This is a genomic window from Mesorhizobium sp. M7A.F.Ca.AU.001.01.1.1 (assembly GCF_004022735.1).
Lineage (GTDB): Bacteria > Pseudomonadota > Alphaproteobacteria > Rhizobiales > Rhizobiaceae > Mesorhizobium > Mesorhizobium ciceri.
In genome coordinates, this window is record NZ_RZPF01000137.1 from 1 (window position 1) to 11,140 (window position 11,140).

An 11,140-nucleotide genomic window follows, 5' to 3' on the forward strand; every position below is an offset into this window, starting at 1 on the left:
CCCCGGTGTCGCCGGCGCCGTCGTCGCGCTGACGGCGGAGAAGAGGGGCGGCGGCATGGAGGCGCCGGTTCCATCGCGCCCCGCACCCAGGCCCGTTCCGCCGGCTGCGCCCGCTGCCGCCGCGCCGCGTGCGGCTCCGCACGCGCCGGCCTCGCACAGCTCGGGCAAGCGTGGCGTGCCCGGTATCGAAGCGATCATTGCCGTTGCTTCCGGCAAAGGCGGCGTCGGCAAGTCGACCACCGCCGTCAACATCGCGCTCGGCCTCGCCGCCAACGGCCTGCGCGTCGGCGTGCTCGATGCCGACATCTACGGCCCGTCCATGCCAAGGCTGCTCAACATCCACGGCCGGCCGCAGACCGTCGACGGCAAGATCCTGAAACCGATGGAGAATTACGGCCTGAAGGTGATGTCGATGGGTTTCCTCGTCGACGAGGAAACGCCGATGATCTGGCGTGGCCCGATGGTGATGTCGGCACTGACGCAGATGCTGCGTGAAGTCGAATGGGGTCGGCTCGACGTGCTCGTCGTCGACATGCCGCCCGGCACCGGCGACGCGCAACTGACCATGGCCCAACAGGTGCCGCTGGCTGGCGCCGTCATCGTCTCGACGCCGCAGGACCTGGCCCTGATCGACGCGCGAAAAGGCCTCAACATGTTCAAGAAGGTCGACGTGCCGCTGCTCGGCATCGTCGAGAACATGAGCTATTTCATCGCCCCGGACACCGGCAAGCGCTACGACATCTTCGGTCATGGCGGGGCGCGGCGCGAGGCCGAGCGCCTTGGCGTCACCTTCCTCGGCGAGGTGCCACTCGAGATGGGCATTCGCGAAAGCTCGGATGCCGGCACGCCGGTTGTCGTCTCCAAGCCCGACGGCGCCGAGGCGAAAATCTACCGCGACATCGCCTCGAAGGTCTGGGACCGGGTTAACGAAGAGCGTGGTGCTGCGGCAGCGGCGGTGCCGAGTATTGTTTTCGAGTAGCTTGTTCGGTAGCCGCCGCTCTGCAGCCTAGGCCGCGCCGACCTTCTCGCCGAAGCTGGAAAAAAACTGTCCGGCCAGTTTCTTCGAGGTCGATTCGATCAGCCGGCTGCCGAGTTGGGCGATCTTGCCGCCGACATCGGCCTTGGCCGCGTAGTTCAATATCGTGGCGTCGGGTCCATCTGCCGTCAGCGTCACGTCGGCGCCACCCTTGGCGAAGCCTGCAATGCCGCCCTTGCCTTCGCCCTGGATGGTGTAGGAGTGCGGCGGCTTCAGGTTCTTCAGCGTCACTTCGCCGTTGAACGTCGCCTTGATCGGTCCGATCTTCACCACCACGGTTGCCGCCATCTCGGTCGGCGACTTCATCTCCAGGCTCTGGCAACCGGGAATGGTCGCCTTCAAGACCTCGGGATCGTTCAGCGCTTCCCACACTTTTTGCAGCGGTGCGGCAATGCGCTCCTCGCCTTCGATCACCAAAGCCATGAAAACCTCCCGGACAAGACTGTCCGAACCCGTAACGCACGGCTTGGTGCGTGTCTATCGCACCAAAGTCCGGTTGCGACCGCACGCCCTCTTGCCTGCTCCCGCGCGTTGCCATATCGATTTGTCTTACAAATACGGAGACCATGATGGCAGGCGCCCCCACCCATAAGAAAAAATTTCGCTCGCAGGAGTGGTTCGACAATCCCGACAATCCGGGCATGACGGCTCTCTATCTCGAGCGCTATCTCAATTACGGCCTGACGCGCGCCGAACTGATGTCCGGCAAGCCGCTGATCGGCATCGCCCAGACCGGCTCGGATCTGTCGCCCTGCAACCGTCATCATATCGAACTGGCCAAGCGTGTGCGCGAAGGCATCGTCTCGATGGGCGGTATTCCGTTCGAGTTCCCCTGCCATCCGATCCAGGAGACCGGCAAGCGCCCGACCGCAGCGCTCGACCGCAACCTTGCCTATCTCAGCCTGGTCGAGGTGCTTTACGGCTACCCGCTCGATGGCGTCGTGCTGACCATCGGTTGCGACAAGACGACGCCGGCGCTGCTGATGGCAGCGGCCACCGTCAACATTCCGGCGATCGCGCTGTCGGTCGGGCCGATGCTCAATGGCTGGCACAAGGGCAAGCGCACCGGCTCCGGTACCATCGTCTGGGAATCACGCCAGCGCCTGTCGGCCGGCGAGATCGATTATGACGAGTTCATGGACATCGTCGCCTCGTCGGCGCCGTCCACCGGCTATTGCAACACCATGGGCACCGCCACCACGATGAACTCGCTGGCCGAGGCGCTTGGCATGCAGTTGCCGGGCTCGGCCGCCATTCCCGCGCCCTACCGCGAGCGTGGCCAGATTTCCTATGAGACCGGAAAACGCATCGTCGAGATGGTGCATGAGGATCTGAAGCCGTCCGACATCATGACGAGAGAGGCTTTCGAGAACGCCATCGTCGTCAATTCGGCCATTGGCGGCTCGACCAACGCGCCGATCCACCTCAATGCCATCGCCCGCCACCTTGGTGTCAAGCTCGACAATGACGACTGGCAGACGGTCGGCCTCAATGTGCCGCTGCTGGTCAATTTGCAGCCGACGGGCGAATATCTTGGCGAGGACTACCATCATGCCGGCGGCGTGCCGGCGGTCATTGCCGAACTGATGAAGGGCGACCTGTTGCCGCATCCCGGCGCACGCACCGTCAACGGCAAGTCGATCGGCGAGAATAGCGAGGGCGTCGCCAACGAAAACCCCGACGTCATCCGCTCTGTCGCCAAGCCGCTGAAGGCCAATGCCGGCTTCATCAACCTCAGGGGCAATCTGTTCGATTCGGCGATCATGAAGACCAGCGGCATCTCGCCCGAGTTTCGCGAGCGCTATCTGTCCAATCCTAGGGATCCCGAGGCTTTCGAAGGCAACGCCATGGTTTTCGACGGGCCGGAGGATTACCACGCCCGCATCGACGACCCGGCGCAAGGCATCGACGAACACACCATCCTGTTCATGCGCGGCGCCGGCCCGGTCGGCTATCCCGGCGGTGCCGAGGTCGTCAACATGCAGCCGCCGGCCTATCTCATCAAGAAGGGCATCCACGCGCTCGCCTGCATCGGGGACGGCCGCCAGTCGGGCACGTCGGGTTCGCCGTCGATCCTCAACGCCTCGCCGGAAGCGGCGATCGGCGGCGGACTGGCGCTGCTCAAGACGGGCGACCGGGTCCGCATCGACTTGCGCAAGGGCACGGCCGACATCCTCGTCACCGACGACGAGATCACCCGGCGCCGCGCCGAACTGCAGAACAATGGCGGCTTCCACTATCCCGAGCACCAGACGCCCTGGCAGGAGATCCAGCGCGGTATGGTCGCGCAGTTTTCGGAGGGAATGGTGCTGAAGCCGGCGGTGAAATACCAGGATGTCGCGCACACCAGCGGTGTCCCCAGGGACAATCATTGATTCTGGATCGACGGATGGCGGCTTGATCAAATCAGGCCGCCGTCGGTTTTCCGGTCAGCGTGTTGCATCGCGGCCGGGTAGGTCGAGAACGGCCACCGTCCTTGACAAGCGCGCCCAACAAATCCACCATCATGACAAGGGGTGCATCGCGACGACCCCGTGAGGCGTCAGCCCAACGTTCGCGTCCAAGCTTCTCTTTTCAGGAGGTGGACGCCATGCCGTCAACAACCGCTATCACCGTACCGCAATTGTCCCGGCTCATAGGTCTGCCGGGCGCCCCAGTCGTTGTCGATGTTCGCATAGATGAAGATTTCGACGCCGATCCGCGGCTGTTGCCGGCGTCGTGCCGTCGCGATTTCAAAACCGTTTCAACCTGGGCGGCCACGTTCGCCGGCAAGCCGGTGGCCGTCGTTTGCCAGAGGGGGCAAAAGCTCTCGCAAGGCGTGGCCGCATGGCTGCGCCATGAGGGGATATCAGCTGAATCTCTCGAAGGCGGGTTTGAGGCCTGGCGCGATGCCGGAGGGCTTTTGGCCCGCACCGCCAAGATGTCGCCACGCAATGAAAAGGGCGCCAACGTCTGGGTGACGCGATCGCGCCCGAAGGTCGACCGCATCGCTTGCCCGTGGCTGATCCGGCGTTTCGTCGACCCCGACGCGGTGTTCCTGTTCGTCGAACCCGCTGAAGTGTTGGCTGTTGCCGACCGCTTTCAGGCCGTGCCGTTCGACATCGACAATGTGTTTTGGAGCCATCGCGGCGAGCGCTGCACCTTCGACACGATGATCGAGGAGTTCGGGCTGGAATCCGCGGCGCTCGATCGCCTCGCTGCAATCGTGCGGGCGGCCGACACTGCAAGCCTTGACCTGGTGCCTCAGGCGGCCGGCTTTCTGGCTGCCTCGCTTGGTCTGTCGCGTATGTACCGCGACGATCTGGAACAACTGGAAGCAGGCATGCTGCTCTACGACGCGTTCTTCCGCTGGTGTCGCGACGCCACCGAAGAAACGCACAACTGGCCGGCTGCGGGTAAGCCGTCGTGACCGCTCTTGTCCCGGACAATAAGGCGGGAACCGTCCCGGTGCCGGCTGCACCGACCTTCACCGAGGCCGTGAAGGTCTGGGCGAAAATCGGATTGCTCAGCTTTGGCGGTCCGGCCGGGCAGATCGCGCTGATGCACAAGGAACTGGTCGAGGAGCGGCGCTGGATCGGTGAGCGGCGTTTCCTGCACGCGCTGAACTACTGCATGCTGCTGCCTGGCCCGGAAGCCCAGCAACTCGCCATCTACATCGGTTGGCTGCTGCACAGGACGGCCGGCGGCCTTGTCGCCGGCATCCTGTTCGTCTTGCCGGGCGCGCTCGTCATGCTCGCCTTGAGCAGCCTCTACGTCCTCTATGGCGACGTGCCGCTTGTCGCGGCGCTGTTTTTCGGGGTCAAGGCGGCTGTGCTTGCCATTGTCGTCGAGGCGGTGGTCCGGATCAGCCGGCGTGCCCTCAAGAACCGGGTCATGGTGTCGATCGCGGTCGCGGCGTTCATCGCCATCTATGCGTTGAATGTGCCCTTTCCGCTCATCGTCCTGCTAGCCGGCCTGACGGGATGGCTGGGGGATCGCATTGCTCCCGCCCTGTTTTTCGGCTCGGCCCATGGCAAGGACGATGTTGCCGACTTCAAGGGAGCGGTCGACCTGATGTTCGAGCGTGGCGAACTGGCCCATGTCAAACCGACCAGATGGCATGCACCGCGCACCGTCGCGATCTGGCTGCCGCTCTGGCTCGGGCCTGTTCTTTTGATCTGGTGGTTCACCGGCTCTGCAAGCGTCTGGACCGAGATAGGCCGGTTCTTCAGTCTCATGGCTGTCGTCACCTTCGGTGGCGCCTATGCGGTCCTCGCTTATGTCGCACAGGCAGCCGTCCAGTCCTTCGGCTGGCTGGTGCCGGGTGAAATGGTCGATGGCCTTGGGCTCGCCGAAACCACGCCAGGGCCGCTCATCCTGGTGCTGCAGTTCGTCGGCTTCATCGCCGCGTTCCGCCATTCCGGCTCGCTGGACCCGTTGGTTGCCGGATCGCTGGGGGCTTTGCTCACTCTGTGGGTGACGTTCACGCCTTGCTTCTTCTGGATATTCCTCGGTGCGCCCTACATCGAGGCCTTGCGCGGCAACAAGGCACTGTCGGCCGCACTGGGCGCGATCACCGCCGCCGTTGTCGGGGTAATTATGAATCTGGCCCTATGGTTTGCCTTGCACGTCATCTTCCGTGAGGTGCACGCAACGGGCCTTGGCATGAACGTGCCGGTGCCTTCGTCGATCGACTGGCGCGCGGCCTTGCTTTCCGTGGCCGCCATGGTCGCCATCCTGAAGCTGAAAGTCGGCATGCTGCCGACACTCGCGCTATCCGCCCTTGCAGGGATCTTGCTGGCGGCGGCTGGTTAGACAGCACCGCCTTTGCAATCCGCTTGCCCACCACCTAAGTGGGCTGGAAATGGAAGGAAACATCATGGCCGGACGGCGATCTTCCCTCGGCTTCCTCGGAGTGTTCGGCCGTTCGGGCGACTTGAGGCAGCTCGACGATGCATTGCGCGGCGCCGATCTGCATCCAGCCCTTGTGCCGGAGGGCGTGAAGCTTACCCTCGTCAATCTCATGAAGGATCGCTGGCCCGACGAGCCGCCACCGGGCACCTATGCGTCGGTGGCACAATTATGCAGCTATTGCATCGCGGGTCCCGAAACCTTCGAGCAAGCCAATGGCCATGAGCGGACGCTGGGAGCCGAGCGCCGCATCGAGGCGGCGCTTGAAGCCGGTGACAGCCTCGACGCGCAGATCGTGCTGATGACGCTGCATGCCAAGCTCATCAACCCCGAAGTCGTCGACCGATACGGGCTCAGCGCGGAATGACGCGAAAGGCAAGATCTGCCTGATTCTCCTAGAGCAATTCTAGGAAAAGTGTGAGCGGTTTTCCGTCTAGAATTGCGTCAAAACAAAGAGTTAGAGCAGATCGCCGTTTCCGTGAAACGGTGAATGCTCTAAGGCAGCCGAGCCGTTCAGGCCCGGCTGATCTCCTCGAGATACCAGCCGATGTAGCGCAGTTCGTTGTATTCCATCGGCGCGATAGGTCCGGGCACGAAATAGTGCGAGCGCACGCCGCGCGCGGTGTGCTCGATGATCTTCTTGTCCTCTTCGGTGGTGATCTTCCACAGCCAGGTCAGCTTCTCCAGATCGTAATCCTGGCCCTCGACCGCGTCGCCGCGCACCAGCCAGATCAGCTCCATCTCGCAGGTGCCAGCCGTTTTCGGGATGAAGCGGTAGATCATGCCGTGATCGGGATAGCATACGAGGAAGGTCGTGCCGCCGAGATGGATGGAAGTGACGCCACCGTCATAGTCGGAGAAGCGTCCCATCAGCGGGGCCACCGGCGATCCATCCTGGCTGCCGCTCGAAACGCCGTCATAGAGCGCATAGCGGAAGGTGTGGATTGCTTCCTGGCCGGCCGCCGAGTTCTGCCAGCGGTTGGCGCTGCCGATCTCGATGCCGAGCGCGCAGGTGCGTTGCTCCATCGCCGCATTGAGCTGCTCGATCATTTCTGCCGGCTTTTCCAGCGCATGCGTCTGCGAATATTCCGGATGCGCCGGCCCGCAATGGTAACATTCGACATAGTTCTCGACGGCGAGCTTCCAGTTGGCGTCGAGCGGATAGGACTGACGATACGCAACCTTGGCGTCGCCCCAGCCATACTGGCCGCAGCTCGTTCGCAGCGACTGTTCGATCGGATCGAAATCGAGCGGCGTCTCGGCGAAGGAAATGAAGACCAGACCGGATGCGACGCGGACATGAAGCTTCTTCAGCCCGTGCGCCGTGCGGTCGAAATCCTTTGGCATCAGGCGGGCAGCGCGCAACGATCCGTCATTGGAATAGGCCCAGGCGTGGTAGGGGCACACGAACATCTTCGCGTTGCCCTTCTGCTTGGTGCAGACCTCGGCGCCGCGGTGGCGACAGACGTTGAGCATGGCATGCACGGTGCCATCCATGCCGCGTGTCAGGATGACCGCCTCGTCGCCCAGTTTGAACAGCTCGAAATCGCCGGGGTTCGGGATAACGCTGGCGTGGGCCAGGCAATGCCAGTGGCGGCGAAAGACCCGTTCCATGTCGCGCTCGAAGATCGCCGGGTCATGATAGAAGGCACGCACCAGGCCGTGGCCTGGCCGATGAGATGCCACCAGCCGATCGATCGCGTCGCCGTCGGTGGGGGCTTGCTGGATAGGATGCACACTCATTTGTCGTTCTGCCCGATGGTTGGTCGTGTATGGCTGTATGGCTGCACGAGACTTGTCTCCGGTCAGCCGCCCATATGCGTGCGCGGCAGGTGGATCAGGTTGCCGAAACGGGCACGCAATCTGTCGTCGACCTGTTTTGGCACATGGCGCGGAAATCGTTCGGCAAGAATGCGCTTCTTCTCGGTGATCGCACGCAGCAATATATCAGGCCGGCCTTTTTCGTTCCATTCCTTCGGCGAGGAACGATCGCCGAGGGCAGGATAGAAGTGCTCGGTCTGCATCAGCTTGAGCGTTTGTTCGTTGTCGAGATAGTGGCCTGGACCCTTGAGGCAGACCTCCGCGATGCTGTCGATCGACAGGGCCTCGTCAGTCACGTCGATGCCACGCGCGCAGCCCAGGCAATGACCGAGCATGTCGTTGTCGATGACCAGGCTCTCCAGGCAGAAGCCGAGCAGCGAGGCATGCATGCCGGCCGCCTCATAGACGAGGTTGAGGCCGGAGAGGCCGGCCATCACATTGGTGATGCCCTTTTCGTAGCCGGACTGAATATCGGGCAATTTCGAATCCGTCATGCCGGCGGCGGAGCCACCGGGCAGGTCGTAGAATTGCGCCATCTGGGCACAGGCCGCCGTTGCCACCGACTGCTCGGCCGACCCGCCGGCCATGGCGCCGGTGCGCAGGTCGGACATGAACGGCCATGCGCCGAAGATCGCCGGATGGCCGGGCTTGAGCGCGTTGACATAGACCAGGCCGGCCAGCACTTCGGCCACTGCCTGCACGACGGCGCCGGCCATCGCGGCGGGTGCCGTCGTGCCCGACTGGCCGGTCGACAGCAGCAGGATCGGGATGCCGCCTTCGACGCAGGCCTCGAGCACGCCGCAGGCATCCTCGGCGAACCTCATCGGCGGCACGACGAATGAATTGGAGTTGGAAACGAATGGCCGGGCGCGGAAATTCTCCTCGCCTCCGGCGATGGCGTACAGCATTTCAAGTGCAGGCTTCACGTTCTCACGCACCGTGAAGGATGTTCCGACGTGCTTCGATGTTCCCATCACACAGGCATAAAGCGTGTTGAAATCCATCTCGAGCGGATCGGCGATGTCGCGCGCCACCATCGGCCGCTGGAAGAAATGAATGTTGTCCAGCCCGTCGACGATGCGGGCGGCATCATAAATATCCTGCAGCTTGGATTCGCGGTACTCACGCTTCTCCAGATCCACCAGGTGCACGGCGATGCCTGCCGTGCCGTAGTGCACGCGCTTGCCCTGGACCACCATGTCGTGCCTGGGGTCCTGGCCATGAAGCGTGAAATGTCGTGCCGCCCGCTTGATGGTGTCGAGCACGAGCGCGCGCGGAAAGCGGACCCGGCCATCGTCGCCATGGATCGCCCCCACCTTGGTCAGCACCTTTATGCAGGAAGGAATGGCGTTGGCGAAACCCACTGTCTCCAGAAGCGTCAGCACGCCTTCGTGGATACGCTCGCGGTCATCCCCGCGAAGCGGCCCGTAGCCGCCGCCCTCGATGGCCTTGTGCTGTGGTCTGGCATCCTCCACCAGGGGAGATGATCGCATGGCATGTCCTGTTTCGCGAAGACCGGAGCGTTGTGGACGACGGTTCGCCGGCGTGTCCTGCTGTTCGACAGCCACTGGCATGGAAGCACTCCAACTTCGTCGGCAGGAACTCGTGGCGGTTGGTCCACCATCGGCCTGCTTCTTCCCCTGATGACGCCGACTATGCCGCCGGCACTGGCCCATCCTATGGGCCAGCTGGCTCAGTTCCATGTGCCAGAACTAAAATACCGGAGCCGCTGCGAGCGGCTCCGGTCACGAGAGGTCGATGATGGATCAGGCGGCCGCGGGTCTGCGTCCGGCGGCCGTGGCCAGTTCGCGGATGCCTGGCTCGATGTGCTGTAGCGCGATCGACGAGATGCCCAGCCGCATGAAACGCGAAGGCTTTTCAGTGCGATCGAAGAAGCGGTCGCCTGGCTCGATGATGACGCTGCGCGAGGCCGCTGCCTCGGCAAGCCCGCGCGAATCGGTGCCGCGCGGCCCTTCGAGCCACAGCGACGTACCGCCGGCCGAATCGGTCGAGCGCCATTCCGGCAGGAAGGCGGAAATCGCATGGACCAGCCGCTTGCGCCGCTCGTCGAAGGCTGACGACAGCCGCCGCACCAGCGCCTCGTGGTGGCCGAGCGACAGGAACAGTGCGACGGCGCGCTGATTGTTGGCCGGCGGATGACGCAGCATGAAGCGGCGCAGCGCCCGGAGCTCCGCGATCAGTCCGGCAGACGCCACGATGTAGCCGAGCCGCAGGCCGGGAGCCAGCGTCTTGGACATCGAGCCGACATAGACCACGCGGCCGGAACGATCGAGGCTCTTCAGCGCTTGCTGCGGTGCCTCGTCGAGAAGCTGGCTGTCATAGCCGTCCTCGATGATGATCTGGTTGTAGCGGTTGGCGCGCGCCAGAAGATCCTGCCGCCGTTCCGCCGACAACGGCACCATGGTCGGGCAATGATGGCTGGGCGTGACGAAGACGAAGCCGGAATCATTGGGAATAGAAGCAGTTACGATGCCGGACTGGTCGACCGGCACCGGCTGTATCTCTGCGCCCGCAAGGCGGAAGATCGAGCGCGCGTCGGGGTAACCGGGGTCCTCCATCGCCACCTTGGAGCCCTTGGACATCAGCAGCGTCGCCAGCATGTAGAGCGCGTTCTGGGCGCCCAGCGTGACGATGATCTCGTCGGGATTGGCGAAGATGCCGCGCCGGGGCAGGAGCCGCGCCTGGATCTGCTCGATCAGCAGCGGATCGTCACGGTCGACCATATCGGATGCCCAGTTGCGGATTTCCAGCACGGCAAGCGCCATGCGGTTGCACTCGCGCCATTCAGCGGTCGGGAACAGCGCCGGGTCGAACTGCCCGTAGACGAAAGGATAGGACGACTTGATCCAGTTCTCGTGCTTGGCCGGCGGCGGCATGTCGCTTGCGGCGATCTTGCGGCGTGCCTTCCAGTCGATCTCATTGGCCTGGTCGGGCGCCTTCTGGTGCGGCTTGGCCGGTGTCGCCAGCACATCGGGATTGACGAAATGGCCACGCCGCTCGCGCGCCACCAGGAAACCCTGGTCGACGAGCTGCTGGAACGCCAGCACCACGGTTCCGCGCGCGACGCCGAGTTTTTCGGCCAGGATGCGGCAGGAAGGGAGCGGCATCGAAGCGGCGATCTGGCGGTCGAGAATGGCGGCTACGATGGCCTGGCGGATCTGCGCCTGCAGGGTTTGGCCGGATTCGGCCGAAATCCGGAACAGGCCGGACCATATCGCCGTGTCGTTTCGCTGTGGCATGGGAGATTTCCTCGATGGCCAGCCTTTTTCGTTTGGCTGGACCAGCCGAACGTAACCGTGGCACAAGGGGTTGCGCCAATCAATTTTTCTGATCGTTGGGATTTATGCCAGTGATCCTTCACGTCCTTTTGAT

9 protein-coding genes are annotated in these 11,140 nt (G+C 63.4%); 5 read left to right on the forward strand and 4 right to left on the reverse strand.

Going from position 1 to position 11,140, the window contains the following annotated elements:
- Positions 1-979, forward strand: a 979-nt coding sequence (locus EN884_RS11135; protein WP_164894976.1) for an Mrp/NBP35 family ATP-binding protein, incomplete at its 5' end; no start/stop codon positions are given.
- A gap of 27 nt (positions 980-1,006) precedes the next feature.
- Here the strand turns inward: EN884_RS11135 and EN884_RS11140 are convergent.
- The gene (locus EN884_RS11140; protein WP_013528005.1) at positions 1,007-1,459 is read right to left on the reverse strand and encodes a carbon monoxide dehydrogenase subunit G; all 453 of its coding nucleotides are present in this window, start codon (positions 1,457-1,459) and stop codon (positions 1,007-1,009) included.
- A gap of 146 nt (positions 1,460-1,605) precedes the next feature.
- Here EN884_RS11140 and EN884_RS11145 point away from each other — a divergent pair, with 146 nt between their 5' ends.
- The 4 genes from EN884_RS11145 to EN884_RS11160 all read left to right on the forward strand — a co-directional run bounded on the left by EN884_RS11145 (position 1,606) and on the right by EN884_RS11160 (position 6,293).
- A complete protein-coding gene (locus EN884_RS11145) occupies positions 1,606-3,411 on the forward strand; it encodes an IlvD/Edd family dehydratase (RefSeq protein WP_013528004.1) in 1,806 nt (601 codons plus the stop codon).
- 215 nt (positions 3,412-3,626) lie between these two features.
- Positions 3,627-4,445, forward strand: a complete 819-nt coding sequence (locus EN884_RS11150; RefSeq protein WP_063169929.1) for a chromate resistance protein ChrB domain-containing protein — start codon at positions 3,627-3,629, stop codon at positions 4,443-4,445.
- Entirely contained in the window at positions 4,442-5,830 is a 1,389-nt protein-coding gene (chrA, locus tag EN884_RS11155; protein WP_063169930.1) for a chromate efflux transporter, read from the forward strand. The genes EN884_RS11150 and chrA overlap by 4 nt, the downstream gene beginning before the upstream one ends.
- A 64-nt stretch (positions 5,831-5,894) precedes the next feature.
- Positions 5,895-6,293 carry a hypothetical protein gene (locus EN884_RS11160; RefSeq protein WP_082826722.1) on the forward strand — a complete coding sequence of 133 codons (399 nt, stop codon included), beginning with the start codon at positions 5,895-5,897 and terminating at the stop codon, positions 6,291-6,293.
- Positions 6,294-6,439: 146 nt separating this feature from the next.
- On the opposite strand, the gene EN884_RS11165 is transcribed toward EN884_RS11160, so the two are convergent.
- From EN884_RS11165 to EN884_RS11175, 3 genes are all read right to left on the reverse strand, one after another.
- Positions 6,440-7,669 (reverse strand): aromatic ring-hydroxylating dioxygenase subunit alpha, encoded by a 1,230-nt coding sequence (locus tag EN884_RS11165; protein ID WP_063169932.1) that lies wholly within the window; start codon positions 7,667-7,669, stop codon positions 6,440-6,442.
- Between the two features lie 62 nt (positions 7,670-7,731).
- Positions 7,732-9,321, reverse strand: a complete 1,590-nt coding sequence (locus EN884_RS11170; RefSeq protein WP_027161820.1) for a trimethylamine methyltransferase family protein — start codon at positions 9,319-9,321, stop codon at positions 7,732-7,734.
- A gap of 192 nt (positions 9,322-9,513) precedes the next feature.
- Positions 9,514-11,007 carry a PLP-dependent aminotransferase family protein gene (locus tag EN884_RS11175; RefSeq protein ID WP_024503382.1) on the reverse strand — a complete coding sequence of 498 codons (1,494 nt, stop codon included), beginning with the start codon at positions 11,005-11,007 and terminating at the stop codon, positions 9,514-9,516.
- Positions 11,008-11,140: the final 133 nt, after the last annotated feature.

Coding starts and splice junctions, on each gene's coding strand:
- EN884_RS11150 (WP_063169929.1), top strand. CDS start 3,627: ATGCCGTCAACAACCGCTATCACCGTACCGCAATTGTCCCGGCTCATA.
- EN884_RS11160 (WP_082826722.1), top strand. CDS start 5,895: ATGGCCGGACGGCGATCTTCCCTCGGCTTCCTCGGAGTGTTCGGCCGT.
- EN884_RS11140 (WP_013528005.1), bottom strand. CDS start 1,459: ATGGCTTTGGTGATCGAAGGCGAGGAGCGCATTGCCGCACCGCTGCAA.
- EN884_RS11175 (WP_024503382.1), bottom strand. CDS start 11,007: ATGCCACAGCGAAACGACACGGCGATATGGTCCGGCCTGTTCCGGATT.
- EN884_RS11170 (WP_027161820.1), bottom strand. CDS start 9,321: ATGCCAGTGGCTGTCGAACAGCAGGACACGCCGGCGAACCGTCGTCCA.
- EN884_RS11165 (WP_063169932.1), bottom strand. CDS start 7,669: ATGAGTGTGCATCCTATCCAGCAAGCCCCCACCGACGGCGACGCGATC.
- EN884_RS11145 (WP_013528004.1), top strand. CDS start 1,606: ATGGCAGGCGCCCCCACCCATAAGAAAAAATTTCGCTCGCAGGAGTGG.